The organism is Pseudomonas sp. WT-JTC (genome assembly GCF_056711565.1).
Genome location: NZ_CM160042.1, coordinates 6,305,116 through 6,330,632 on the forward strand (window position 1 = coordinate 6,305,116; position 25,517 = coordinate 6,330,632).

Genomic DNA, 25,517 nt, shown 5'->3' on the forward strand with positions numbered 1-25,517 from the left:
CGGGATGGAGATAGCTATCAGCCCCATTATTAGCATTAGCGATATAATGCGTCTGCGGTAATACACCGTAGTACTAGGTCTATTCAGCGCAGCTAGAGCAAGCCCTGTAGTTCCCGACCAGGCAAGTATGCCTATTATTATACCGAGGGTTTCACCAAACATCATTAAGTACGAGCTTAGCAGGGCCAATCCAAAAGCAGGCAAGACACCTCCGATTAGATACATAACTGGCCAAAGGATACGTAACACCACGTATATTTACTCCATTAAATAATCATCGGGCTGAATAAAGTCTCGACCTGATAGGTTTCCGCCTTCCTGAGTTCCTCGATGCGCGAGTCAAGGATTTACCCACGGCCTGGCAACTTGTAGCTTGATGAGATAACGCTCCTCTGTCGGACGCTTGTCGTCTCTAAAGCGATTGACCACCAACATCACTTGATACTGATTACCCGCTTGCCAGGTAGACGTGCCGCCTTTGTTCACGTCTCGTAATCGGGCCCGCCATTCGGGAGTGTCAGCAAAAGGTGGGTCGTCACCGACCCGAATGGGTATCCAGCCACCGTGGCGCCATTGCGCCTGCAAATCCAGCACGACTTTGAGGGTATCGTCGAGTAACAGCGGCTCGATTTGCGGGGACATGCGCAGACTTCTGACTAACCCATCACGATCGAAACTGACCGTGAAAAAGCGAGCCAGCGGGGTCCCGAATCCGAACTGAGGATCCAGGAAGCGAAGACGAGCATCCGACTTGGGTAATCGCCCCCAAAACTGCCCAGGAATGGCAGGGTCAATGGCCGCGCTGGAGCGCTCGCGCATGGTTTCCCAAGGCTCGCCAATCACCAGTGCAATCTCCGGTTCATCCGAAAGCGCTCGGATTGCTGCCACTACCAGCAGAGCCGCAACCGCAAGTGACAAAATCCTGCGCCGCCACCCCATGCGTCGCAGCAGACTCATCGCACGCCCCGGCCTGCGGCTATGTCGAGAATTGCCTGTTCGATGAGATGGCGATCAGAGCGCCGCAGGAGCTCATCAAATTGCTTCGCGGCCTTGAGCACAAAGGTCATGCGTTGATGGATATCGGCCAGGTTGGCAGAGTAATCGCTGCTGAAGTCAACGGTGCGACCGTCTTCGCTGGGGCGGCACTGACTGGCCAGCGTCAGCTCGACGGCTGTAGCAGCGCCGGAAGGGATGCCTGTGACATAGGCGACGTGATTACTGCGTAGCAGAAATACCAATTGCTCGTCGCTGTACATTGCCGATTGCAGGATGTTCTGCTGTTCGTGCCAAGCCAGATGCACAACACTTTCGGCAATGTTGCCAGCCTCAATGGCCGCAAAGGCCTGCAGTATTTCCTCATGGTAAGTGCCAAACTCCAGTTTTTCCTGGTCGATCGGCCACAACACAGGTTGTTGTACATGCCCAAATATGTCTTTCCGTGAAGCGAGGCAAGTCTTGAGCGCCGACAACCCTCGCTCTTTGTAAAAAGCATGTAGTGGAAACACATCCAGAAACAGCGTGGTATTGCCCAGCGCCAGCATGTCGTGCACGTACTGGAGTTGCTCCTGTATGAGTGATAACGATTCGTTCGGGCTCCGCACGTCGAGCCACCATGTCGGATTGTTGCGACGGGCCTCTTCGTAATCCCGTTCAGCCTGCTCAAGCTCCCGCGCTCTCGCTTGCTGCTTACTCTTGCTAGCCCATCCGAACAAGCCAGCAGGCTGCTTCCTGAGTGCCTCGACCCGACGCCGTTTTGCCTCCTGCTGGGCATCGATCTTTTCGATCGAATCAGCCGCATGCAACAACCCACAACCCACCTGCTTGGAGGCGAACGCCGCGAGGCCTGCCCATTGGAAACGCTGATCTTCCAACCACAATCGAGCGTACGCCGCATTGATCGCTCGATTACGCGCCTTTGGGTCTGCGATCAGAACGCCGCCCGGCGCCACGACGGCCTCGGCTCTCTGCTGGTATCCACGCCACAGGTTCTGGCAGATTACCCCCGGTAACTCGCTGAAAGACGGCGTCGCGGGGCTCGCGGCAGGTGCAAAACCGGAGGGGCGCGGTTCGACTATCGGTTGGCGCGCGTCCGTCGGTGTCGCGGGTTGAGCGGCGGCTCGGGCAGGCGGCGCGACGTTGCCAACGTCGATCTGTTGGCTCCTGTTGGTCTGATTGGCAATCAACTTGGGCAGTGGATCGCACTTGCACTTGCACAGGTCGCCGTCCAGTGCGGGCTTACGTCCATCCCACTCCTCCGAAAGACGTGGGCTGACGCAAATGATGGTCCCGGTACTGTCGCATTCCGGGCATTTGACTTCATCGCCCTCACGGGCCATGGCCTGGCCATTGATGCGGCCATGAGGAAAACCACTGACGACAGTGCCGCCGACGGTGGTTTTGGCCCCGACCGTGATGTAATAGCGCTTCATGCGAAATGTGTCCCTGTCAGATCGAAAGGACGCACGCTAGAAGAGGCGAAGTGGTGGAAAAATCAGACGCTTCTTTGATTGATGTAGGTCAATTCTGAAATGAGACTGGATATAGACGTCGGAGTGCTCGCGTTAACCGTCGAACATAAAAATGCCCCGCCAAGTGCGGGGCATTTTTGTTTCTGCCGGTCACCTTTCACCTGTAGGAGCGAGCCTGCTCGCGATGGACTGGAGAACGCCGCTGGGTGTCAGGCTTCCAGCGTTATCGTTGACGACCATCGCGAGCAGACTCGCTCCTACAAGGGCAGAACTATTCCTGTGGATCGAGATTATCGAGAGCCTGGTTCACCGCCAGCTCGCCCAACATGATGACCTGCGCAATCCCCAGCATCGTGCTGCGTTGGGAGCCTTCCAGCAGGCCGGCGAAATCGCTGGCCATGACATTGGCCGAGGCGAGGGATTCGCAGGCGTGGGCCAACAGGGTTTCGGTGTCGAGGCCGGGCGCGATCAGGAATGTTCGGCTGGGTTTGCGCGGAGGATCGGGGGTAATTTTGAGCATAGATAAAACTCCTTACACCATAAGACAAGGAGCCATCACCCTCGCTACCAAACGAAGGGTGGCGGCCATGCGCAGGTTGGTAGACCGGGGTGTAAGGAAACCGGCGCGCCCGAAAGCGCCCTGTGCATGACCACCATAAAAAGCAGAGACGCAAGAACGTCTGCAAATCATGATGCTTTGCACCCTACACAGCCGGGCTACCAAACCCGATCACTGATGTTCAGTGACAGGGAGACGGTAGAGTCCGGGAGTAAGGCGCACAAGCCGGCGGATTCTGGCGTAGTCGTAGTCCCTTACGCAAGAATGCGTAGGTTGCGACTGTCAGAGGATGTCGATCAAACAGAGGCTTTCATTGCACTGGCTGGCCTCTTCGCGAGCAAGCCCGCTCCCACAGGGTGTTTGATGTGAACACTGGATGTGTGAACAACAACAATCAAACTGTAGAAGCGAGCTTGCTCGCGATGGTCGCAAGGACGCCGCGTCAAATCAGACAGTACGCGTCATCGTTAACGACCATCGCGAGCAGGCTCGCTCCTACAGTGGATCAAAATCCTTACTGGATTTCTTCAGGCTTGACGACCACCCAGTTCTTGTCGGCAGTCACCGTCAAGCCTTCCTTGGCCTGGGCCGCAGCGTGCTTGGCCATCATGCCTTGGATCTGGGTCATGTATTTGTCTTTGCGATTGACCCACAGGTGGATGCCGCCCTTGGCCACGTCAACACTGTGGAACAGCATGTAACCGTCGCTGCTCGGGGTGTCGCCGCCGACCAGCACCGGTTTTTTCCACTCGTCGATGTAGGTCAGGATTGCCGCGTGCTTGCCGGCCATCCAGGTCGCCGGGGTCCACAGGTACGGGGTCACTTCAAGGCCAAGGTTGGCCTTCTCGTCATATTTGCCGGCGGTGATCTGCTTGCGCGCGGTGGTCAGTTCACCCGTCTTCGGGTCCTTGAGCAGCAACGACACGCCGATCACGTTCTGCGGCTTTACGTTGTAGCCATACTTCGGATCGGCCGCGACCATGCGCACCAGCTCTTCGGAGGCGGCGGTCATCACGTAGACCTCGATGCCGTTCTCCATCAGTTTGTTGTACAGCTCTTGCTGGCCGGTGAAGATTTTCGGCGGGTTGACGTCGAGCTTCTTGACCACATCGCCTTCGTAATAAGTGGCCGGCACCGGTTTGCCGGACGCCATCATCTCGTCGACGTAGCCCTTGAGTTCCTTGAGCGTAAAGCCGGAGAACACCTGGGCGACCCATGGATAGCAAACCATGTCGTCGACTTCACAGAGGCGGTAGTAGTAGCTGAACAGGCTTTCCTTGTGGTCGGCGGTGTCCTTGAACGGCATCAGTTTCAGGGAGGGGTCGAGCTTGTCACGGGTGATCAGGCCTTTGTTCTCCATGAACGGCAGCAACGACTCTTCCAGGTCATAGCGGTAACTGGTGTTGTCCATGTCGAACACCGCGTAGTTACCCTTGTTGGCGTTGGCCGCGATCATCGCGTCCAGTGCCTTGGCCTGATCGGCTGGCCAGTGTTTCAGATCCGTTGCGAAAACCTGGCCGGCAAGGCCCAGGCAAAGTGCTGCAGCCAGTAATTTCGGTGCGAACTTCATCGGCGTTTCTCCCTGAATGTGAAAGACATCGACGCTAACAAATAAGTGTGACAGTCCTCGTCTGTCAGCGACCGTCCGCGTCCCTTTCGCGTCAGTTGCATTTCTGACAGCGACATCCGCTTATTCCAAAAACGACGGATACCATACGTTTTTGATATTAATTCATTAGTTTTCAAGCTGTTAGGCTTGCCGGTTCGCAGCTGCCCCGGATGGTAGCTGGCACAAGTCTCATGGGAGTCCCAATGAATCTGCCGCTGATTCTCAATCTGCTGGTGTTCCTCGCTTTGCTCTTCGGCCTGGCGCAAACCCGCCACACCACCTGGAGCCTGGCGAAAAAAGTCCTGCTCGCGCTGGTGCTGGGCGTGGCGTTCGGTGTGGCGTTGCACACGGTCTACGGTGCCGGCAACCCGGTACTGAAAGCCTCGATCGGCTGGTTCGATCTGGTGGGCAACGGTTATGTGCAATTGCTGCAAATGATCGTGATCCCGCTGGTGTTCGCCTCGATCCTCAGCGCCGTGGCCCGTCTGCACAACGCTTCGTCGCTGGGCAAGATCAGCTTCCTGACCATCGGCACGCTGCTGTTCACCACGGCCATAGCGGCGCTGATCGGCATCGGCCTGACCAACCTGTTCGGCCTGACCGCCGAAGGCCTGGTGGCCGGCACCCAGGAAATGGCGCGCCTGCAAACCATCCAGACCGACTACGCCGGCAAGGTCGCCGACCTGAATGTGCCGCAACTGTTGCTGTCGTTCATTCCGCAAAACCCGTTCGCCGATCTGGCGCGGGCCAAGCCGACGTCGATCATTAGCGTGGTGATTTTTGCTGCATTCCTGGGTGTCGCCGCGCTGCAACTGCTCAAGGATGATGCCGAGAAAGGTCAGAAAGTGATCAACGCCATCGACACCCTGCAAGCCTGGGTGATGCGCCTGGTGCGCCTGGTGATGAAGCTGACCCCGTACGGCGTACTGGCGCTGATGACCAAGGTGGTCGCCGGTTCCAACCTGCAAGACATCATCAAGCTCGGCAGTTTCGTGGTGGTGTCCTATATCGGCCTGGGCCTGATGTTCGTGGTGCATGGCGTGTTGGTGTCGGTGGCCGGGATCAATCCGCTGCGCTTCTTCCGCAAGATCTGGCCGGTGCTGACGTTCGCGTTCACCAGCCGCTCCAGTGCAGCAACGATTCCATTGAGCATCGAAGCGCAAACCAGTCGCCTGGGCATCCCGCAGTCCATCGCCAGTTTCGCCGCTTCGTTCGGCGCGACCATCGGCCAGAACGGCTGTGCCGGTCTGTACCCGGCGATGTTGGTGGTGATGGTAGCGCCAACCGTGGGCATCAACCCACTGGACCCATTGTGGATCGCGACGCTGGTGGCGATTGTCACGCTGAGCTCGGCCGGTGTGGCCGGAGTGGGTGGCGGCGCGACCTTTGCCGCATTGATCGTGCTGCCGGCGATGGGCTTGCCGGTGTCACTGGTGGCGTTGCTGATTTCGGTCGAGCCGTTGATTGATATGGGGCGTACGGCGTTGAACGTCAGTGGGTCGATGACAGCCGGTGCGATTACCAGCCAGGTGATGCAGCAGACCGATAAGGCGCTGCTGGATGCGGATGAGCATTCGGCGTTGGCGCAGGCTTAAGTACTTTAGCGACTGAGCGGGCCTCTTCGCGAGCAAGCCCGCTCCCACATTGGATCTGTGAGCCACACAAATCCCCTGTGGAAGCGGGCTTGCTCGCGAAGCTTTCAGGCTTTTTCCCAGACCTCGAAGCTGTACGCCGGTTTGTCGCCCTCGGCCGGATTCGGCACATTCGACACCAGTTTCCACTGGCTCAAATCAAACTCCGGAAACCACGCATCCCCTTCCGGGCTCAGCTCCACACGGGTCAGGTACAACCGATCGGCCTGCGCCAAGCCTTGCGCATACAACTGCGCACCGCCAATCAGCATCAGCTCATCGACGCCCTGCTCCTTCGCCCATGCTTCAGCGCGAACGACGGCGGCTTCCAGCGATGGATAAACCTCCGCGCCCTCCAGCAGCAGGTCCGCCTGACGGCTGACCACGATGTTCAAGCGGCCCGGCAACGGGCGACCGAGGGAATCCCAGGTCTTGCGACCCATGATGATCGGCTTGCCGAGGGTGGTGGCCTTGAAATATTTGAAGTCCCCCGGCAGGTGCCAGGGCATGCTGTTGTCGACGCCGATCACACGGTTTTCACCGAGGGCTGCGATCAGGCTGAGGGGGAGTGATTTAGTCATGCCGGCGAGGATACCAGAGCCTCGCTTTCGCCGATAAGCGCCACAGCGGTTATGCTCTCAGCTCAATGAAGCGACGGGATGCCGCGTGACTGAACTCAATACCCTCTGGCTGACAGAAACCATTCGCCTGCGCGAAGAACACGCAGGTCCCCTGGAAGACCTAGAAGCCAACCGGATGGCCCGCAGTGCCGGCGGCGATTTGCCGTCGCGCATTCAACGCCGGGCCCTGTGGCTGGCTGAACGCGACGGCCTGGCCGCAGCCCTCCAACACTGGCTGCAAGGCGCACGACTGGCGCTGATCGTAATGGCGGCGCTGGCCGTGATCAGCGGCGCCGGCCTGGCCTTTGCGGCAATGGGCGACGGCCTGCACCCGGTGAATGTGTTCTGGGCCCTGGGCAGCCTGCTCGGGCTGAATCTGATCCTGCTGCTGAGCTGGGCCCTGGGGCTGGTGTTTGCCGGCGAACACGGCGCCAGTCTCGGGCGACTGTGGCTATGGCTAAGTGAAAAACTCGCTCGAGACGCCAAAGCCGCACAACTGGCACCGGCCCTGCTCCTGTTGCTGCAACGCCAGAAGCTCAATCGCTGGGCCATCGGCGTGCTGGTCAACAGCCTGTGGTTGCTGGCGATGCTCAGCGCCCTGGTCATTCTGCTGACGCTGATGGCGACCCGGCGCTACGGCTTCGTCTGGGAAACCACGATCCTCAGTGCCGACACCTTTATCGCCGTCACTCAGGCGCTTGGCGCGCTGCCGACCCTGCTCGGCTTCAGCGTGCCGACCGAGGAGATGATCCGTGCCAGCGGCGATGCCGCACTGAACATCGAAAGTGCCCGTCAGGCCTGGGCCGCCTGGCTGGTGGGGGTACTGCTGGTCTACGGCGTTTTGCCGCGCCTGCTGCTCGCACTGTTTTGCCTGTGGCGCTGGAAGACCGGGCAAACGGCGCTGCGTCTGGATTTGAACCTGCCCGGATACGCGCAACTGCGCGAACGCCTGATGCCCACCAGCGAACGCCTCGGCGTCAGCGATGCGGCACCAGCCCAACTGCATCGTGTGGAAAACGGTGTCACCGAGCAGCAAAGCGACGGCGCGCTGTTGGTCGCCATCGAACTGGACGACCAACGCCCGTGGCCACCGCAAATGCCGAAAAACGTGAGCAACGCCGGCATCCTCGACAGTCGCGAATCGCGGCACAAGCTCCTCGAACAACTGAGCCGCTTTCCTCCGGCACGCCTGGCCATCGCCTGCGATCCACAACGCTCACCGGATCGCGGCAGCCTGGCGCTGATCGCCGAACTGGCCCGCAGCGCCAGCGCCACCCGCGTGTGGTTGTTGCAGGCACCGCCCGGTGAAGCGCTGGACGCCGAACGCCTCGGCGACTGGCACGTGGCGCTGCAACAACTTGAGCTGCCTTTCGCCGATTGTGCGCCGATGAACTGGCTGGAGACGGGCCATGACTGACACCCGCAAGCAGCCTCTGAAACTCGCCGTCGTCGGCCACACCAATGTCGGCAAGACCTCGCTACTGCGAACCCTGACCCGCGACGTCGGCTTCGGTGAGGTGTCCCATCGCCCCAGCACTACACGGCACGTCGAAGGTGCCCGTCTTTCGGTGGACGGCGAGCCACTGCTCGATCTCTACGACACCCCGGGTCTGGAAGACGCCATCGCCCTGCTCGATTACCTCGAACGCCTGGAGCGCCCCGGCGAACGCCTCGATGGCCCGGCTCGCCTGGCGCGCTTCCTTGAGGGCAGCGAAGCCCGGCAACGCTTCGAACAGGAAGCCAAGGTGCTGCGCCAGTTGCTGGCGTCGGACGCCGGGCTCTACGTGATCGACGCCCGGGAACCGGTGCTGGCCAAGTATCGCGACGAACTGGAAGTGCTGGCCGGTTGCGGCAAGCCCTTGCTGCCGGTGCTGAATTTCGTCAGCAGCGCCAACCACCGCGAACCGGCCTGGCGTGAAGCGCTGGCGCGGCTGGGCTTGCATGCCCTGGTGCGCTTCGACAGTGTCGCGCCGCCGGAGGATGGCGAGCGTCGACTCTATGAAAGTCTCGCCCTGCTGCTGGAAACTGCCCGGCCGCAACTCGAACGCCTGATCGCCGATCAGCAAGCCCAGCGTCTGGCTCGCCAACAAAGCGCCGAGCGATTGATTGCCGAATTGCTGATCGATTGCGCGGCTTGCCGGCGCAGCGTGGTCAGTGAGGCCGAGCAGGAACAGCAGGCGATCAGCGAACTGCGCAAAGCCGTACGCCAGCGTGAGCAGCGTTGCGTCGAGGCCCTGCTCAAGCTCTACGCCTTCCGCCCACAGGATGCCGCGGCCGGCGATTTGCCGCTGCTCGACGGCCGTTGGGGCGACGATTTGTTCAACCCGGAAACCCTCAAGCAACTGGGTGTGCGCGTGGGTGGCGGTATCGCCGCGGGGGCTGCTGCGGGGGCTGGGGTCGACCTGCTGGTGGGCGGGATTACCCTGGGCGCGGCGGCTCTGGCGGGGGCCATCGCCGGCGGCGCGCTGCAAACCGCACGCAGTTATGGCAGCCGCTTGCTCGGCAAGATCAAGGGCCAGCGCGAACTGACGGTGGATGACAACGTGCTGCGCCTGTTGGCGCTACGCCAGCGGCAATTGCTGCAAGCGCTGAACGCCCGCGGACATGCGGCGATGGACAGCATTCAGGTGGCCACGCCTCAGGACAAGAGCTGGCGCGAAGGCAAACTGCCCGAGGCCCTGAACAAGGCACGGGCACATCCGCAGTGGTCGTCGCTCAATCCTCATCCCAAACTGAATCAGGCGGAGCGGCAGGAACAGGTTGAGGTGTTGGCGCAGCAGCTTTAGTGGCTTGACTGATGATGCATGGTGTCAGCGCGGGCCTCTTCGCGAGCAAGCCCGCTCCCACAGGGGATGTGCGTCGGTCACAAATCCAATGTGGGAGCGGGCTTGCTCGCGAAGGCAGCCACTCGGTGCCGAGACTTACGCAGCCAACAACCGCACCGCCTTGTCCTTCAACACCGCCAGATCAATCACCGGCACATGCATCTCTTTCGCCAGCTCATCCCACTGGCGCATGCGCAAACTCACGGCACACAGCGGGTCCTGCTCGAACGATTCAGCCTCTTCAGCCGTCATCACCCCGCCCTGATACTCCAGGGTCCGGCGACTGGCTACGCTCAAGCGCTCGAAGTACCCGGGTTCTTTGAGCGTCAGGTAACGCTTGGCCTGCACGTGGTATTCGACCAACCGCGCCATGCGTTCGCTGAAGCCTGCGCGACGCAGGTAGTCGGCGCCGAGACGTTCATGGCTGACCACCCCGAAGCCGCCCATGTTCTCCGCGCTTTCAGCGCAGATATGCCCAATGTAGTGGAAGAACGCCGCCAGCACCACCTCATCGTCGAAGCCTTCGGCCATTGCCAGCTCTGCCGCCTGGGACATGTGCTCGATCTGTGACACCGGCTCGCCGATGTAGTCGCTGTCGCCAAAGCGCTCGTACAACCCGAACACCTCGGCAATCACTTGTTGATTGCGCTCCATCAGATTTCCTCCAATACGGTGGCCACGTTGCGCTCAGCCATTGCCGGCCCGACGCTCATGCCGACACCGGTGTGCATCAACGCCACGCCCAGGCCTTTTTCCGGGCGCAGGAACGAGAACGGTCCTGGCCCCCGTGAACCATAGACGCCCTGCCAGCGTTCGACCACCTGCACCTTGCAGCCCAGGGTTTGCTCGGCCAGCTCGATCATCCAGTCATCGACCTGCTCGGCATTGAAGGGCGACGGATCGCGGCCGTAATGGTGCGAATCGCCAATGATCAACTCGCCATAGGGTGTCGGGCTGATCAGCAGGTGGATGCCATTTTCGTGCAGGTGCGGCGCGTGCCGCAGGATTTCCGCCTGCACCGCTGCAGCCTCCGGCAAGTCGGCGAAGGCGCCGTAGTGCACGCAACTCAAACCGGTGAGCAACGCGTGTTGCAGGTTGAGGTTGATCTGCGGTCGGGCGCGGAGCATTTGCAGGCGGCAGATTTGCGGGTCGAGCTCGGCGATGTGCTCGGCCAGCAAGGTCTGATAGTCATGACCGGAGCAGACGATGATCTGCTCGGCACTGAAGCTGCCGGCGGTGCTGTACAAGCGGCCCGGTTCGATATCGCGAACCAGGGTGGAGAAGTGAAATTCGACACCCAGGTCGCGGCGCAGGAAGTCGATCAGCGCCGGAATCGCTTCGCGTGAATACAGTTGCTGGTCGTCCACACCGTGCAACGCCGCGCGATGATGGCGGAACTGGCCGCCATACAAATCGCGCAATGCGGCACCGCGCAGCAGGTCGACGCGGTAGCCGTGTTCGACGGCGCGGCCCTCGCAGAAGGCTTCCAGCAGTTGCTCTTCCGCTTCGGTGCGGGCGAACAGGTACGAGCCATTGCGCTTGAGTTGCAGGCCGGCGAGCTGTGCCCAATCGCCCCAGATCCCGCGACTGGCGCGGGCCAGCTCCAGCATCGGGCCCGGCGGTTGGCCGGTGACCAGTGCCTGGCCGAAGTTGCGCACCGAAGCGCCGACCGGCGTTTCGCTACGCTCGAAAACCGTGACCTTGAGACCGCGTTTGGCGGCGGCATATGCGTGGGACAAACCCAGGATGCCGGCGCCGACGATCAGCATGTCGTTGTGTTGTGTCATGGAGTCTTGTCCTGAATTTGAAACCGCTTTCGCGAGCAAGCCCGCTCCCACATTGGAATGCGTAATCCTGTGGGAGCGGGCTTGCTCGCGAAGAGGCCCTTTCAGCCGATAAAGATCTTACTTGGCCGCCACTTTCTCGGACTTGCCGTCATAGCGCTTGCGCCATTCGGTGAGGATCTCGTCGCGGTTCTTCGAAGCCCAGGCGAAGTCGTTCTTGATCAGGCGCTGTTCGTAGTCGGCTGGCAGTTCGGTTTGCGGCTTGGCGATGCCAGGCTGGGCGAGCACGGCGAAGTTTTCTTTGTAGAGTTCCATCGCCTCAGGGCTGGCGGAGAAGTCAGCCAGTTTTTTCGCGGCTTCCTCGTGGGCGGTGCCCTTGATCACGGCAGTCGCTTCGATTTCCCAGCCTAGGCCTTCCTTCGGCAGGATGATGTCCAGCGGTGCGCCCTGGCGTTTCAGTTGGACGGCCGGGTATTCGAAGGAAATACCGATCGGGAACTCACCGGCGGCGGCCAGTTTGCAAGGCTTGGAACCGGAGTGAACGTACTGGCCGATGTTCTGGTGCAGGCCGTCCATGTACGCCCAGCCCTGCTTCTCGCCGAAGGTTTGCAGCCAGGCGCTGACGTCGAGGAAGCCGGTGCCGGACGATGCAGGGTTCGGCATGACGATCTTGCCTTTGTACTCAGGCTTGGTCAGGTCTTGCCAGCTCACTGGCTTGGTCAGGCCCTGCTTCTCGGCTTCGACGGTGTTGAAGCAAATGGTCGCGGCCCAGACGTCCATGCCGACCCAGGCTGGCGGGTTGGCGGCGTCGCGGTAGTTGGCGCCGATCTTGCCAAGATCCTTGGGTGCGTAGCTTTGCAGCATGCCCTGCTGGTCGAGGATCGCCAGGCTGGAAGCCGCCAGGCCCCACACGGCGTCAGCCTGCGGACGAGCTTTTTCGGCCAGCAGTTTGGCAGTGATGATCCCGGTGGAATCACGCACCCACTTGATCTCGACGTCCGGGTTGGCCTTTTCGAAGGCTTCCTTGTAGGTCTTCAGTTGTTCGGCTTCGAGGGCGGTGTACACCGTCAACTCGGTTTTCGCCGCGAAGGCGTTCAGGCTGAAAGCGGTGAGAACAGCAGCGGCCAGGGCCAGGGGCTTGAACATGATCTTTTCCTGTTTTGAGTTGAGGGCTTTCGGTTTGAGGAGAAGCAAATCAATGACCGGGCGCGGTCTGCCGCCAGGCCTGGGAGCGGCGCAGCAAGCCGCGCGAAGCCCAGGCCAGCAGCAGGGACACGCCCGCCGAGGTGAACAGAATCAGGGTCGACATCGCTGCCGCGCCGCCGACGTTGCCGGCGTCGTCCATGTTCAGCACCGCCACCGCCGCGAGGATGGTGTCGGGGCTGTAGAGGAAGATCGCCGCCGAGACGGTGGTCATGGCCGAGACGAACAGGTAGCGCACGATGTCCAGCAACGCCGGCAGGCAAATCGGCACGGTGACGCGCAGGTAATGGCGGTACAGCGGCGCCTTGAGCGACAGCGCGGCGGCTTCGAACTCGGCATCGAGTTGACGCAGCGCGGTGGTGGCGGTCATTTGCGCGGTGGTCAAATAGTGCGCAATGGTGCAGACGATCAGCAGCGCCATGCTGCCGTAGAGGACGTGCAGCGGGTTGCCGGTGAGGTTGAAGAAGAAGACGTAACCCAACCCCAGCACCAGGCCTGGCACCGCCATCGGTACGAAGCTGAGCATGCGCAAGGTCAGGTTCAGGCCGCGCTGCCCCCTGGTTTTTTCCATCAGGTAGGCGCCGGTAAAGATCAGCATGGAGCCGATCAACGCGGTGCCCAAAGCCATCTTCAGGCTGTTGCCGTAGGCCAGCCAGCCACCGCCGGCGGTTTCGTTGAACTGGTAGTGGTTGAGCGACAGCGACAGGTTGTACGGCCAGAACTTCACCAGCGACGAGAACACCGCCATGCCGAACACCAGCAGCAATGCGGCGCTGATCAGCAACACGATGGCCAGGTAGCATCCGTCACGCAACTTCGACGGCACTGGCTTGAACACCTGGGCACGACCGCTCATGGAGTCGCCGTGCCGCCGACGCAACCAGGCGTCGACCCCGAAGCTGAACAGCGCCGGCAGCAGCAGCACCATGCCGATCAAGGCACCGCGGCCGAACTGCTGCTGACCCACTACCGCCTTGTAGGCCTCCAGCGCCAGCACCTGATAGTCGCCACCGACCACCACGGGCACACCGAAATCGGTGATGGTCAGGGTGAACACCAGGCAGAACGCCGCGAACACTGCCTGGCGGGACGCCGGCCAGGTGATGCTGCGGAAAGCTTTCGCAGGACTCGCGCCCATGCTGGAGGCGGCATCGAACAGTCGCGCATCCGCCAGGGACAACGCCGACAGCAGAATCATCAAGGCGTGCGGGAAGGTGTAGATCACCTCACCGAGCACAATGCCCCAGAAGCCGTAGATGTTGTCCGAAAGCAGACCACGCAACATGCCCTGGTTGCCGAACAGGTAAACCAGCGCAATGCCGGGCAGCATCGACGGCGCCATCAATGGCAGCAGCGAGATGCCGCGCCAGATGCCTTTGGCCGGAATCAACGTGCGTTGCAGGGCGTAGGCAAACAGGTAGGCCAGCGGTACGACAATGGCCGCGACGCTGAGGGAAACCTTCAGACTGTTACCAAGCAACCAGTGGAAGTTCTCGCTGGTCACCAGTTCTTTCGCTGCGAGCCAACCACCGCCCTGCCCGGCTTCGGCGCTGAAACCACGCCAGAAGATCGCCAGCAACGGCATCAACACGGCAATGCTGAGCAACACCAGCAGGAGGACTTTGCCGCCGACCACGAACAGGCGGTCACCGATCTCGGCGCGGGAGGTCTGCCGAACCTGCCTTTGTGGCAGCGGCAGCGCGAGGTTCGCGCTCATCAGGCAAACACCTGCAGGCTACGCGGCGGCAAGGCGACCATGATCTGCTGGGCGCCAAGACGCGGCATGGCTTCCGGCGCCAGTTCCGCCAACAGTGCATGGCCCGGCAATTGATCGAGTTCGAAGCTCATGCGGCAGCGGTTGCCGAGGAAGGTGATTTCGCGAACCTTGGCCGGGAACAGGTTTTCCTCGTGCACCAGCGGGTTGATGCTGATCGCTTCCGGTCGGCAGAACAAACGGCCCGATGCGGTCCTGGCGCCGCCATCGGCCAGACGCATGCTCATTCCGCCGACCTGGGCGTGGCTGTCGCTGCTGCGCTGGAACGGCAACCAGTTGCCCTGGCCGACGAACTCCGCCACGAATGGCGTGGCCGGGCGGTTGTAGATTTCCTGCGGCGTGGCGTACTGCTCGACCTTGCCGTTGTTCATCACGGCAATGCGGTCGGCCATCAGCATGGCCTCGTCCTGATTGTGGGTAACCATCAGCGTGGTGATGCCGAGGTTGCGTTGCAGCTGGCGCAATTCGGTGCACAGGTGCTCGCGTACCCGGGCATCGAGGGCCGACATCGGCTCGTCGAGCAGCAACAGCGAAGGCGCCGGGGCCAGAGCGCGAGCCAGTGCAACCCGCTGCTGCTGGCCGCCGGACAATTGACCGGGATACTTTTTCTCGCTGCCGCCCAGGCCGACCAGTTCCAGCATCTGACCGACACGTTGGCGAATCTGGTCGCGGCCATTGCCGGCGAGGCCGTAGGCAATGTTCGCTTCGACGGTCAGATTGGGGAACAACGCATAGGACTGGAACAGAATGCCGTAGTCCCGCGCCTGGGGTGGCAGGCGGGAAACATCGCGGTCGCCTAGGTACAACTCGCCACTGTCCTGCTTTTCCAGACCGGCGATGCAGCGCAGCAAGGTGGTTTTGCCACAGCCCGACGGGCCCAGCAGACACACCAGCTCACCGGCCGCCACGTCGAGGGAAACGTTATCCAGCGCCGTGAAGGCGCCAAAACGTTTCTGAACGCCGCGCACTTTCATCGGTGCACCGGGGTTGGTCAGGGCAGTTGCAATCGGGTTGTTCATGGACGGACCTCATCGAGCAGATGGGGGCCATCCTAGAGTTGTAATGAGTCCGTCATGTGGCAGTAAGGCAAAAACTGCCGATAGTGGTATTCGGGATTTTTGGTTCAGAGTTCAAGAGATGTATTGCCCGATCCGACGCCTTCGCGAGCAAGCCCGCTCCCACAGTTGAGTGCGGTCCCCTGTGGGAGCGGGCTTGCTCGCGAAGGGGCCGGTACTGTCACCACTGATCTCAGGCCGGAGCCATTTCCTGCGCCAACCCCAGAAACGCCGCCGGCAGCCGCGCGTTTTTACGCTCCTTGAGGCAATACAGGTATTCCGGGATTTGCGGCGCATTTTCGATGGTCAGCACCCGCAACTGCGGATCGTGCGGGACTTCCTGGCGGGCAATGATGCTGATGCCTATGTTGCGCAGCACCGCTTCGCGGATCGATTCGCGGCTGCCGATTTCCAGCAGCGGACCGAAACACACACCGGCACTGGCCAGCAGCTCTTCAGTCAGGCGACGAGTGGTCGAGCCCGGTTCGCGCATCAGCAGGGTATGCCCGGCCAAGGCGCCGAGCGGTACGTGATCGTGAATCGCCAGCGGATGATTGCGATGCACCGCCAGCACCAGCGGATCGCTGCCAAGCACCCGGCGAATCAGCCGCGCGTCATCGAGCAACTGCGACGATGCCGCGACATCGACCCGGTACTCTTCCAGCGCTTCGAGTACTTGCTGGGAGTTGCCGATTTCCACCGAAACCTCAACCTGCGGCAGTCGCTCGCGGAAGGTTTTCACCAGGTCGAGAATGTAATACGGCGCCGTGGCGGCAATACGCAATGTGCCCTGGACCTGGCCGCAGTTACGCAGGAAAAACTCGATGTCGGCTTCCTGTTGCATCAGCACCTTGACCATCGGCAGCAGCCGCGCGCCCTCCTCGCTGACGCTCAGACGCCGGCCGCCACGATAGAACAACTCGACCGAGTACTGACTTTCGAGGTTGCGGATCTGCGTCGTCACCGTCGGCTGGCTCAGGCCAAGCTTTTTTGCAGCCTGGGTAATGCTGCCCAGGCGGGCCACCATGTAAAACGCCTTCAGCTCGGCACTCAGCACAACCGTCCCTCATCCTTCACTTGCGCAGCAGGCGCAATCCGTTGAACACCACCAGCAAACTCACGCCCATGTCGGCGAACACCGCCATCCACATGGTAGCGACCCCGGCGAAGGTTACCCCAAGAAAGATCGCCTTGATGACCAAAGCCAGGGCGATGTTCTGCTTGAGAATGCTCGATGTCTGGCGTGACAGGCGGATGAATGCCGGGATCTTGCGCAGATCGTCGTCCATCAGGGCGACATCGGCGGTTTCAATCGCGGTATCGGTGCCGGCGGCGGCCATGGCGAAACCGATCTCCGAACGCGCCAGTGCCGGGGCGTCGTTGATGCCGTCGCCGACCATGCCGACCCGATGCCCTTGGGCATAAAGGGCCTCGATGGCCTGCAATTTGTCGCCCGGCAACAGGTCGCCCTTGGCCTCGTCGATACCGACTTGTGCAGCGATAGCCTGCGCGGTGTGGACGTTATCGCCGGTGAGCATCAGGGTCTTGATGCCCAGGTCATGCAGTTGCCGGATAGCTTCGCGGCTGCTTGCCTTTACCGTATCGGCGACGGCGAACAACGCCAACGGACCGGACGAATCAAGCAGCAGCACCACCGACTTGCCCTGCTTTTCAAGGGCAAACAGCTTTTCTTCCAGCGCCGGCGAACACAGGCCCAGATCCTCGACCAGACGATGGTTGCCCAAATGGTAGAGCTGGCCGTTGATCTCGCCGCGCACGCCACGCCCGCCCAAGGCTTCGAAGTTATCCACAATCAGCGGCGCAATTGGTTTATCCACAGCCGCTGTGGCGATGGCCAGGGAAACCGGGTGGTCCGAGCGCCCGGCCAGCGCGGCGGCAATGGCTGGCGCCGATTCATCGACGGTCGGGTCCAGCGACAGGTAATCGGTCTGTACCGGTTTGCCGTGGGTGATGGTGCCGGTCTTGTCCAGGGCCAGGTAGTCGAGCTTGTAACCGCCCTCCAGATAGACGCCGCCCTTGACCAGAATGCCTTTGCGCGCCGCCGCCGCGAGGCCACTGACGATGGTCACCGGTGTGGAAATCACCAGCGCACACGGGCAAGCCACCACCAGCAGCACCAGCGCCCGATAAATCCAGTCGAACCACAACGCGCCCATGAACATTGGCGGGATCACCGCCACGGCCAAGGCCAGGACGAACACCGCCGGGGTGTAGATTTTCGAGAAGCTGTCGACGAAACGCTGGGTCGGCGCCCGCGCACCCTGAGCCTGCTCGACGGCGTGGATGATGCGGGCCAGGGTCGAGTTGTCCGCCGCGGCGGTCACTGCGTACTCCAGGGAGCCGGCCTGATTGATGGTGCCGGCGAATACTTTGTCGCCGACGGTTTTCTCCACCGGCAGGCTTTCACCAGTGATGGGCGCCTGATCGATGGTCGAGCGACCGGACAGCACTTCGCCGTCCAGGCCGATACGCTCACCGGGACGCACCCGTACCCGCGCGCCGAGCCCTATGGTTTTGACATCCTGCTCAAGCCAGGTCCCGTCAGCCTGCAATACCGTTGCCGTGTCCGGGGTCATCTGCATCAGGCCACCGATGGCATTGCGCGCACGATCGAGGGATCGGGCTTCGATCAATTCGGCCACGGTGAACAGGAACATCACCATGGCCGCTTCCGGCCACTGGCCGATCAGCACCGCGCCGGTCACGGCAATGCTCATCAGCGCGTTGATGTTCAGGTTGCGGTTCTTGAGGGCGATCCAGCCTTTTTTGTAGGTACCCAGGCCACCACTGAGGATCGAGACCAGTGCGATAACCGCCACCACCCAGTTCGGTGCGGTACCGGTGAAGTGGATAACTTCCGCCAGCAATGCACCAACACCGGACAGCGCCAGGGGCCACCACGGCTTTTTCCGCGGCGCCGGCCCCGGGGTTTCAGCCCCCTGATCCATCGGCTCGGCATGCATGCCCAAGGACTTGATGGCCTCGACGATCGGCTCGATATCGGGCAAGTCGTGGGTCACGCCGAGCACCCGATTAATCAGATTGAACTCCAGCTGCTGCACCCCGGTCAGTTTGCTTAGCTTGTTCTGGATCAGCGTCTGTTCGGTTGGACAGTCCATGGCCTCGATGCGAAAACTGCTCAGTCGGGCCCCGGGCGTCGGCGATTCGCTCAGTTTTACCAGCGCAGGCGCTGCCGCTTTAGATGAGCAGCAGGAGTCGCCGTGACTGCCATGGCCATGTTTTGGCACGGGTTTGAGCTTGTGGCTGTGCTCGTGTTCAGCCCCGGGTTTGTGGGAATGCAGGGAATCGCTCATTGGTTGCGTCCATAAGAGTGCCTGTTGCCAAGTAAAGACCCTGTAGCCACTATAGGGTCAAGCACCCTTTCTGGAGTTTTGGAGATTGGCGTCATGAAAATTGGAGAATTGGCGAAACTCACGGACTGCGCCGTGGAGACGATCCGCTACTACGAGCGCGAGAACCTGCTGCCGGAACCAGCCCGCAGTGACGGTAATTATCGCGTCTATACCCAGGCCCACGCCGAGCGCCTGACGTTCATCCGCAACTGTCGCACCCTAGACATGACGCTCGAAGAAATCCGCAGCCTGCTGGCGTTTCGCGACAGTCCGCAGGACCAGTGCGAAAGCGTCAACGCGCTGATCGACGAGCACATCCATCACGTCAAGGCGCGGATCGACGGCTTGCTGGCCTTGCAGACACAACTGCTCGACCTGCGCCAACGCTGCGGCGAGCGGCCGGGTGTCGATCAATGCGGGATTTTGCAGCGGCTGGAAGTAAGCGGCGGGGTTGTGGCGACGGAGGTTGAGCATTCCCATGTAGGCCGCAGTCACGGCCATTGAGAACACCACCCTCCCTCTGTAGGAGCGAGCATGCTCGCGATGAACTCAAGGGCGACGTGGGTCGTCAGACAATACGCGTCATCGTTAACGTCCATCGCGAGCAAGCTCGCTCCTACAAGGGGGATAGCGTGAAGCGTCAGACCGCCATCGGCGCGGTCATTGGCGCGTGGTGTTCGTAGCCTTCCAGCGAAAAATCGCTCGGCTCCACCAGCTCCAGCCATTGCGGCTGATACACGCCCGTCTTGGCAAACTCCGGCACACGCTCGGAAATCACCAGTTTCGGCATCGGGAACGGCTCGCGCTTGAGCTGTTCGTTGAGCATGTCCAGGTGGTTTTCGTAGACGTGGGCATCACCGATGAAATAGGTGAACCAGCGCGGCGTGTAGCCCGTCAGGCGACCGATCAGGCTCAGCAGCGCTGCACCTTCGGTGAGGTTGAACGGCGTGCCAAGGCCCAGGTCGTTGGAGCGGATGTAGAGCGTCAGGGAAATCTCCTTGGTCTCGACATTCGGGTGGAACTGGTACAGCAGGTGGCACGGCGGCAGGGCCATTTCATCAAGCTGGGCGCAGTTCCAGCCGTGGAACAGGATGCGACGGCTGCCCGGGTCCTTGATGATGGTATCGACGCACTGGCGGACCTGGTCGATGGCCTTGTACAGCACCACGTAGGCCTGGCCGTTTTCTTCGCCTTCAGCGATCTGGCGATAGCCTTGCTTCAGGGTCTGCTCGATGGCGGCCGGGTTGCTGAGCGGGATCTGCTTGTACGCCGGCCATTTTCGCCATTGCACGCCGTAGATTTCGCCGAGGTCGTCTTCGCCCTGACGGAACGGGTTGGCCAGCCACTGGGCGTTTTCGTTGGCGTTCTGGTCCCAGACCTTGCAACCCAGGGCGCGGAATTCGGCGGCGTTGTTCACGCCACGCAGGAATCCGCACATTTCGCCGACGGCCGATTTGAACGCCATTTTGCGCGTGGTGATCGCCGGAAAGCCTTCCTGCAGGTCATATCGCAGCATCGCGCCAGGAAAACTGATGGTGTTCACGCCGGTACGGTTGGCCTGTTTGGTGCCGTTCTTGATGACGTGGGCGACCAGTTCGAGATATTGCTTCATGAGTTACCTGTTTCCTTGAACCCGCAGCCATCGCTGCGGGGTTCGAATTTATACGGCTGCTGCTGGAGATGCCGGGGCGCGGTGATACGCCAGCCAGATCAGCAACAGACCGCCGACGATCATCGGCACGCACAGCACCTGACCCATGGTCAGCCAGTTCCAGGCCAGATAGCCCAGTTGCGCGTCCGGTACACGGACGAACTCGACGATGAAACGGAAGATGCCATAGAACAGCGCGAACATCCCGGACACCGCCATGGTCGGCCGCGGTTTGCGCGAGAACAGCCAGAGGATCAGGAACAGCGCCACGCCTTCGAGGGCGAACTGGTACAGCTGCGAGGGGTGACGCGGCAGCTGCGACGGGTCGCTGAACGGCGGGAAGATCATCGCCCACGGCACGTCGGTCGGCTTGCCCCACAGCTCGGCATTGATGAAGTTGCCGATACGCCCGGCACCCAGGCCAATCGGCACCATCGGCGCGACGAAATCCATCAGCTGGAAGAACGACTTGTTGTTCTTCCTGCCGAACCACAACGCCGCCAGCATCACACCGATGAAACCACCGTGGAACGACATGCCGCCCTTCCACACTTCGAAAATCAGCGTCGGGTTGGCGAGGTAGGCATGCAGATCGTAGAACAGCACATAACCCAATCGCCCGCCGACGATCACCCCCATCGACATCCAGAACACCATGTCGGAGAGTTTCTCCTTGGTCCAGGTCGGGTCGAAGCGGTTCAAGCGGCGGGACGCCAGCAGCCAGGCGCCGCCGATGCCGATCAGGTACATCAGACCGTACCAGTGGATTTTCAGCGGACCGATGGCCAGGGCCACCGGGTCGATCTGCGGGTAAGGCAGCATTGCGACTCCTCGTTAGAGTTCAAATCTTAAAAATTCCCGGGCGACGCTGCCACCTCAGGATTAAGCCAGGATTGCGCTGTGCGTCAGAGCAGATGCTTCAGACTAGAAAGTTCAGGCCAACGCAGAACAGCAAAGCGGCAAACAGCCTTTTCAGCAACTTCGGCGACAATCGGTGGGCCAGTCGCGCGCCCAATCGGGCGAACACCATGCTGGTCAGGGCAATGCCCAGCAATGCCGGCAAATAAATGAAACCGAGACTATGGGCCGGGAGCAACGGATCGTGCCAGCCCAGAATCATGAAACTTAATGCACTGGCCAGGGCAATCGGCAGACCGCAGGCCGATGAAGTGGCCACGGCTTGCTGCATCGGCACACTGCGCCAGGTCAGGAACGGCACGGTCAACGAACCGCCGCCAATGCCGAAAATCGCCGAGGCCCAGCCAATCACGCTGCCGGCCAGGGTCAGACCGAGTTTGCCCGGCACGGTTCGGCTGGCCTTGGGTTTGACGTCCAGCGCCAGCTGAGCGGCGATCACCAGGGCGAATACACCAATGAGTTTCTGCAGGTTGGGGCCGGAAATCGCTTCCGCCGTCAGGGCGCCGAACCCGGCACCGATCAGAATGCCGACGGTCATCCACATGAAGATCGGCCAAAGCACGGCGCGACGGCGGTGATGCTCACGCACTGCGTTGACCGAGGTGAAGATGATCGTCGCCAGGGAAGTACCCACTGCCAGGTGCGTGAGGATCGACGGATCGAACCCTTGGGCCTTGAAGCTGAACACCAGCACCGGGACTATGATGATCCCGCCGCCCACGCCAAACAGCCCGGCGAGTACACCTGCACAGGCGCCGAGCGCCAGATAGAGCAGAAATTCCATGGTTGTCCCGCCCGTATCCCCAAAACCGGAGCGGCATGGTACCGGATGCATGGCCTTGAGCTCCACTGTGCAAGGCGATGGATCGATGAGTGATGTCTGCGTAGAGTGGGCAAAAACACACACGGACTCCCTTATGTGCCTGATCGTTTTTGCCTGGCGCCCGGGTCATGCCCAGCCGCTGGTCGTGGCGGCCAATCGCGATGAATTCTACGCCCGCCCCAGCCTGCCTCTGGCGCCATGGCCTGAAGCGCCGCACGTACATGCCGGGCGCGACCTCGAGGCCGGTGGCACCTGGCTCGGTATCGGTGCCAACGGACGTTTTGCAGCGCTGACCAACATCCGCGATCCCCTTCGACCGCCAGGGCTCAAGTCGCGCGGGGAGCTGGTCGCGCGATTTCTCACCGGGGAATTGCCAGTTGAGGACTATTTAGCCGACGTTGTCGACCATTCGAAGGAGTATGGTGGTTTTAACCTGCTGATTGGCAACACCCACGAGCTCTGGCACTTCAACGCCCGGGAATCGAGCGCGGTGATGCTGAAGCCGGGGGTCTACGGCTTATCCAATGCCGGGCTGGATACGCCCTGGCCGAAGTTACTCAAGGCCAAGGCTGCATTGAGCGAAGTGCTGGATGATCCGCAGCCTCAGGCGCTGCTGGCGTTATTGAGCGATGCGCAGACCGCGCCGTTTGCCGAGTTGCCGGATACCGGAGTGGGGCTGGCCACCGAGACGTTGCTGTCGAGCGTGTTCATTGCCAGCCAGAGTTATGGAACGCGGGCGAGTACGGCGTTGATTGTGCAGGCGGATGGGACGCGGCATATGGTCGAGCGCAGTTTCGGGCCGTATGGCGGGCACCTGGGGGAAGTGGAGATCAGGCTTTAGTTTTGTGTTGCCGGCACTGACGCCTTCGCGAGCAAGCCCGCTCCCACAGTTGTGTGGGAGCGGGCTTGCTCGCGAAGGGCACGCCGCAGATCTAGAGGGGCTTGACCGCAGCCGGATTGATCATCCGCGCCAGCCCGAGGTTCTTCAGCGCCAGCTGCAGCGAGCTGTGAATCACTTGCGGGTTGTCGATGGTCATAAGCTCCGCCAGCAGCTCCTTGGCCTTGCTCAGGTTGATTTGGCGCAGCATCCACTTCACCTTCGGCAAGTTGGTGGCGTTCATCGACAGGCTGTCGAAACCCATCGCCATCAACAGCACGGCCGCCGCCGGATCACCGGCCATTTCGCCGCAGATGCTCACCGGCTTGCCTTCGGCATGGGCGTCGCGCACTACGGTTTGCAAGGCTTGCAGCACCGCCGGGTGCAGGTAGTCGTAAAGATCGGCCACCCGCGGGTTGTTGCGGTCCACGGCCAACAGGTACTGGGTCAGGTCGTTGGAACCGACCGAAAGGAAGTCCACTTGCCGCGCCAGTTCCTTGGTCTGATACACCGCCGCCGGAATCTCGATCATCACGCCAACCGGCGGCATCGGTACGTCGCAGCCTTCGTCGCGCACTTCGCCCCAGGCCCGGTGGATCAGGTGCAGGGCTTCTTCCAGCTCATGAGTGCCGGAGATCATCGGCAGCAGAATCCGCAGGTTGTTCAGGCCTTCACTGGCCTTGAGCATGGCCCGGGTCTGCACCAGGAAAATTTCCGGGTGGTCGAGGGTGACGCGAATGCCGCGCCAGCCGAGGAACGGGTTGTCTTCCTTGATCGGGAAGTACGACAGCGACTTGTCGCCGCCGATGTCCAGGGTGCGCATGGTCACCGGTTGCGGGTGGAACGCGGCGAGCTGCTCGCGGTAGATCGCCAATTGCTCCTTTTCGCTCGGGAAGCGCTGGTTGATCATGAACGGCACTTCGGTGCGGTACAGCCCGACGCCTTCGGCACCACGCTTCTGCGCCCGCGCCACGTCGGCCAGCAAGCCGGTGTTGACCCACAGCGGCATGCGGTAGCCATCGACCGTGATACACGGCAGATCGCGCAACGCGTCCAGCCCCAGGGCCAGCTGTTTCTCTTCCTCGACCACTTCGGCGAACTGCTTGCGCAGCACGTCGCTGGGGTTTGTATAGACCTCGCCCCGGTGCCCATCGACGATCATGTCGATGCCATCGACTTTGGAATACGGCAGATCGACCAGGCCCATTACCGTCGGAATACCCATGGCGCGTGCCAGGATCGCGACGTGGGAGTTGCCGGAACCGAGTACCGAAACCAGGCCCACCAGCTTGCTTTCCGGAACCTCGCCGAGCATTGCCGGCGTCAGTTCCTCGCTGACCAGAATGGTGTTGTCGGGGTAGACCAGGGTTTGCTGGCGCTCTTCCTGCAAATAAGCCAGCAGGCGCCGACCGAGATCCTTGACGTCCGAGGCACGCTCGCGCAGGTAAGCGTCATCCATCAATTCGAAACGGTTGACGTGATCGGTGACCACCTGGCGCAACGCGCCCTGGGCCCACTGGCCGGTCTTGATCACAGTGGTGACTTCGTTGCCCAGCGCGGCATCGTCGAGCATCATCAGGTAGACGTCGAACAAGGCCCGCTCTTCCGGGCGCAACTGCGTGGCAAGCTTGGCGGACAACGCGCGCATGTCGGCGCGTACGCCTTCGATAGCGGTCTTGAACAGCCCCAGCTCGGCTTCGATGTCGGCGATGCTCTTGTCGGGCACCACGTCCAGGTCCGCCGGTGGCAGCATGACCACCGCGGTGCCGACCGCCGCACCCGGCGAACCCGGCACGCCGATGAACTTGGCTTCCTGGATGCCTTTGCCCTGACGACCGAGGCCACGGATCGAACCGGTGGCTTCGGCGTGGGCGATAACGCCGGCGAGCTGCGCGCTCATGGTCACGAGGAAGGCTTCTTCACCTTCATCGAACTGACGACGTTCTTTTTGCTGGATGACCAACACGCCGACGACGCGGCGGTGGTGAATGATCGGCGCCCCGAGGAACGAGGCGTAGCGCTCCTCGCCGGTTTCGGCGAAGTAGCGGTAGCGCGGGTGATCCGCGGCGTTTTCGAGGTTCAGGGGTTCTTCACGCGTGCCGACCAGGCCGACCAGACCTTCATTGGGGGCCATGCTGACCTTGCCGATCGAGCGCTTGTTCAAGCCCTCGGTGGCCATCAGCACGAAACGGTTGGTCTCGGGGTCAAGCAGGTAGACCGAGCAGACCTGGCTGCCCATGGCCTCTTTGACGCGCAACACAATAATCCCCAACGCCGCCTTGAGATCCTTGGCGGAGTTAACTTCCTGGACGATCTTGCGCAGCGTATTGAGCATGGCTCGGGGTC

General features: G+C 61.4%; 21 protein-coding genes. 5 read left to right on the forward strand and 16 right to left on the reverse strand.

Annotated elements, in window-relative coordinates:
• Positions 1-339: 339 nt before the first annotated feature.
• The 4 genes from AC06G5_RS28710 to AC06G5_RS28725 form a co-directional block, all read right to left on the reverse strand.
• Entirely contained in the window at positions 340-957 is a 618-nt protein-coding gene (locus tag AC06G5_RS28710) for a hypothetical protein (protein WP_413421831.1), read from the reverse strand.
• Positions 954-2,429, reverse strand: coding sequence for a PAAR domain-containing protein (locus tag AC06G5_RS28715; RefSeq protein WP_413421833.1), 1,476 nt, complete (start codon positions 2,427-2,429; stop codon positions 954-956). The genes AC06G5_RS28710 and AC06G5_RS28715 overlap by 4 nt, the downstream gene beginning before the upstream one ends.
• Before the next feature lie 310 nt (positions 2,430-2,739).
• Complete coding sequence (locus AC06G5_RS28720) at positions 2,740-2,988, reverse strand: DUF6124 family protein (protein ID WP_102670603.1); 249 nt, start codon at positions 2,986-2,988, stop codon at positions 2,740-2,742.
• Between the two features lie 553 nt (positions 2,989-3,541).
• A complete protein-coding gene (locus AC06G5_RS28725; protein WP_413421835.1) occupies positions 3,542-4,597 on the reverse strand; it encodes an HAD family hydrolase in 1,056 nt (351 codons plus the stop codon).
• A 242-nt stretch (positions 4,598-4,839) separates the two neighbouring features.
• Between AC06G5_RS28725 and AC06G5_RS28730 the strand changes: the two genes are divergently transcribed.
• On the forward strand, positions 4,840-6,231 hold the full coding sequence (locus tag AC06G5_RS28730; protein ID WP_480458644.1) for an L-cystine transporter: 1,392 nt from the start codon (positions 4,840-4,842) through the stop codon (positions 6,229-6,231).
• 104 nt (positions 6,232-6,335) lie between these two features.
• Here AC06G5_RS28730 and AC06G5_RS28735 read toward each other — a convergent pair whose 3' ends face one another.
• The gene (locus AC06G5_RS28735) at positions 6,336-6,848 is read right to left on the reverse strand and encodes a dihydrofolate reductase (RefSeq protein WP_413421839.1); all 513 of its coding nucleotides are present in this window, start codon (positions 6,846-6,848) and stop codon (positions 6,336-6,338) included.
• An 85-nt stretch (positions 6,849-6,933) separates the two neighbouring features.
• On the opposite strand from AC06G5_RS28735, the gene AC06G5_RS28740 reads away from it, so the two are divergent.
• The gene (locus AC06G5_RS28740; protein WP_480458645.1) at positions 6,934-8,304 is read left to right on the forward strand and encodes a DUF2868 domain-containing protein; all 1,371 of its coding nucleotides are present in this window, start codon (positions 6,934-6,936) and stop codon (positions 8,302-8,304) included.
• Positions 8,297-9,673 (forward strand): GTPase/DUF3482 domain-containing protein, encoded by a 1,377-nt coding sequence (locus AC06G5_RS28745; RefSeq protein ID WP_480458646.1) that lies wholly within the window; start codon positions 8,297-8,299, stop codon positions 9,671-9,673. Before AC06G5_RS28740 ends, AC06G5_RS28745 begins: the two co-directional genes overlap by 8 nt.
• A gap of 135 nt (positions 9,674-9,808) precedes the next feature.
• On the opposite strand, the gene AC06G5_RS28750 is transcribed toward AC06G5_RS28745, so the two are convergent.
• From AC06G5_RS28750 to AC06G5_RS28780, 7 genes are all read right to left on the reverse strand, one after another.
• On the reverse strand, positions 9,809-10,366 hold the full coding sequence (locus tag AC06G5_RS28750; protein WP_480458647.1) for a phosphonate degradation HD-domain oxygenase: 558 nt from the start codon (positions 10,364-10,366) through the stop codon (positions 9,809-9,811).
• Positions 10,366-11,499, reverse strand: coding sequence for a TIGR03364 family FAD-dependent oxidoreductase (locus AC06G5_RS28755; protein ID WP_413421847.1), 1,134 nt, complete (start codon positions 11,497-11,499; stop codon positions 10,366-10,368). Before AC06G5_RS28755 ends, AC06G5_RS28750 begins: the two co-directional genes overlap by 1 nt.
• A 117-nt stretch (positions 11,500-11,616) precedes the next feature.
• Positions 11,617-12,642, reverse strand: coding sequence for a putative 2-aminoethylphosphonate ABC transporter substrate-binding protein (locus AC06G5_RS28760; protein WP_008020008.1), 1,026 nt, complete (start codon positions 12,640-12,642; stop codon positions 11,617-11,619).
• Between the two features lie 49 nt (positions 12,643-12,691).
• Positions 12,692-14,416 carry a putative 2-aminoethylphosphonate ABC transporter permease subunit gene (locus AC06G5_RS28765; RefSeq protein WP_413421851.1) on the reverse strand — a complete coding sequence of 575 codons (1,725 nt, stop codon included), beginning with the start codon at positions 14,414-14,416 and terminating at the stop codon, positions 12,692-12,694.
• Positions 14,416-15,492: a putative 2-aminoethylphosphonate ABC transporter ATP-binding protein gene (locus AC06G5_RS28770; RefSeq protein WP_480458648.1), complete on the reverse strand. Its 1,077-nt coding sequence runs from the start codon at positions 15,490-15,492 to the stop codon at positions 14,416-14,418. Before AC06G5_RS28770 ends, AC06G5_RS28765 begins: the two co-directional genes overlap by 1 nt.
• Before the next feature lie 229 nt (positions 15,493-15,721).
• Entirely contained in the window at positions 15,722-16,585 is an 864-nt protein-coding gene (locus AC06G5_RS28775; RefSeq protein WP_413421855.1) for a LysR family transcriptional regulator, read from the reverse strand.
• Positions 16,586-16,601: 16 nt separating this feature from the next.
• Positions 16,602-18,863 (reverse strand): heavy metal translocating P-type ATPase, encoded by a 2,262-nt coding sequence (locus AC06G5_RS28780; protein ID WP_413421857.1) that lies wholly within the window; start codon positions 18,861-18,863, stop codon positions 16,602-16,604.
• A 93-nt stretch (positions 18,864-18,956) separates the two neighbouring features.
• Between AC06G5_RS28780 and cadR the strand changes: the two genes are divergently transcribed.
• Positions 18,957-19,406, forward strand: a complete 450-nt coding sequence (cadR, locus tag AC06G5_RS28785) for a Cd(II)/Pb(II)-responsive transcriptional regulator (protein WP_111285329.1) — start codon at positions 18,957-18,959, stop codon at positions 19,404-19,406.
• A gap of 136 nt (positions 19,407-19,542) precedes the next feature.
• Here the strand turns inward: cadR and AC06G5_RS28790 are convergent, their stop codons facing one another.
• The 3 genes from AC06G5_RS28790 to AC06G5_RS28800 form a co-directional block, all read right to left on the reverse strand.
• Positions 19,543-20,514, reverse strand: coding sequence for a thymidylate synthase (locus AC06G5_RS28790; RefSeq protein WP_413421859.1), 972 nt, complete (start codon positions 20,512-20,514; stop codon positions 19,543-19,545).
• Between the two features lie 48 nt (positions 20,515-20,562).
• A complete protein-coding gene (gene lgt, locus AC06G5_RS28795) occupies positions 20,563-21,375 on the reverse strand; it encodes a prolipoprotein diacylglyceryl transferase (protein WP_413703843.1) in 813 nt (270 codons plus the stop codon).
• A 97-nt stretch (positions 21,376-21,472) separates the two neighbouring features.
• On the reverse strand, positions 21,473-22,255 hold the full coding sequence (locus AC06G5_RS28800; RefSeq protein WP_111285325.1) for a sulfite exporter TauE/SafE family protein: 783 nt from the start codon (positions 22,253-22,255) through the stop codon (positions 21,473-21,475).
• Positions 22,256-22,388: 133 nt separating this feature from the next.
• On the opposite strand from AC06G5_RS28800, the gene AC06G5_RS28805 reads away from it, so the two are divergent.
• A complete protein-coding gene (locus AC06G5_RS28805) occupies positions 22,389-23,135 on the forward strand; it encodes an NRDE family protein (protein ID WP_413421862.1) in 747 nt (248 codons plus the stop codon).
• 91 nt (positions 23,136-23,226) lie between these two features.
• On the opposite strand, the gene ptsP is transcribed toward AC06G5_RS28805, so the two are convergent.
• Complete coding sequence (gene ptsP, locus AC06G5_RS28810) at positions 23,227-25,506, reverse strand: phosphoenolpyruvate--protein phosphotransferase (RefSeq protein WP_413421864.1); 2,280 nt, start codon at positions 25,504-25,506, stop codon at positions 23,227-23,229.
• Positions 25,507-25,517: the final 11 nt, after the last annotated feature.

Coding starts and splice junctions, on each gene's coding strand:
- AC06G5_RS28800 (WP_111285325.1), bottom strand. CDS start 22,255: ATGGAATTTCTGCTCTATCTGGCGCTCGGCGCCTGTGCAGGTGTACTC.
- AC06G5_RS28725 (WP_413421835.1), bottom strand. CDS start 4,597: ATGAAGTTCGCACCGAAATTACTGGCTGCAGCACTTTGCCTGGGCCTT.
- AC06G5_RS28720 (WP_102670603.1), bottom strand. CDS start 2,988: ATGCTCAAAATTACCCCCGATCCTCCGCGCAAACCCAGCCGAACATTC.
- AC06G5_RS28770 (WP_480458648.1), bottom strand. CDS start 15,492: ATGAACAACCCGATTGCAACTGCCCTGACCAACCCCGGTGCACCGATG.
- AC06G5_RS28730 (WP_480458644.1), top strand. CDS start 4,840: ATGAATCTGCCGCTGATTCTCAATCTGCTGGTGTTCCTCGCTTTGCTC.
- AC06G5_RS28750 (WP_480458647.1), bottom strand. CDS start 10,366: ATGGAGCGCAATCAACAAGTGATTGCCGAGGTGTTCGGGTTGTACGAG.
- lgt (WP_413703843.1), bottom strand. CDS start 21,375: ATGCTGCCTTACCCGCAGATCGACCCGGTGGCCCTGGCCATCGGTCCG.
- AC06G5_RS28755 (WP_413421847.1), bottom strand. CDS start 11,499: ATGACACAACACAACGACATGCTGATCGTCGGCGCCGGCATCCTGGGT.
- cadR (WP_111285329.1), top strand. CDS start 18,957: ATGAAAATTGGAGAATTGGCGAAACTCACGGACTGCGCCGTGGAGACG.
- AC06G5_RS28765 (WP_413421851.1), bottom strand. CDS start 14,416: ATGAGCGCGAACCTCGCGCTGCCGCTGCCACAAAGGCAGGTTCGGCAG.
- AC06G5_RS28715 (WP_413421833.1), bottom strand. CDS start 2,429: ATGAAGCGCTATTACATCACGGTCGGGGCCAAAACCACCGTCGGCGGC.
- AC06G5_RS28805 (WP_413421862.1), top strand. CDS start 22,389: ATGTGCCTGATCGTTTTTGCCTGGCGCCCGGGTCATGCCCAGCCGCTG.
- ptsP (WP_413421864.1), bottom strand. CDS start 25,506: ATGCTCAATACGCTGCGCAAGATCGTCCAGGAAGTTAACTCCGCCAAG.
- AC06G5_RS28735 (WP_413421839.1), bottom strand. CDS start 6,848: ATGACTAAATCACTCCCCCTCAGCCTGATCGCAGCCCTCGGTGAAAAC.
- AC06G5_RS28760 (WP_008020008.1), bottom strand. CDS start 12,642: ATGTTCAAGCCCCTGGCCCTGGCCGCTGCTGTTCTCACCGCTTTCAGC.
- AC06G5_RS28790 (WP_413421859.1), bottom strand. CDS start 20,514: ATGAAGCAATATCTCGAACTGGTCGCCCACGTCATCAAGAACGGCACC.
- AC06G5_RS28780 (WP_413421857.1), bottom strand. CDS start 18,863: ATGAGCGATTCCCTGCATTCCCACAAACCCGGGGCTGAACACGAGCAC.
- AC06G5_RS28710 (WP_413421831.1), bottom strand. CDS start 957: ATGAGTCTGCTGCGACGCATGGGGTGGCGGCGCAGGATTTTGTCACTT.
- AC06G5_RS28745 (WP_480458646.1), top strand. CDS start 8,297: ATGACTGACACCCGCAAGCAGCCTCTGAAACTCGCCGTCGTCGGCCAC.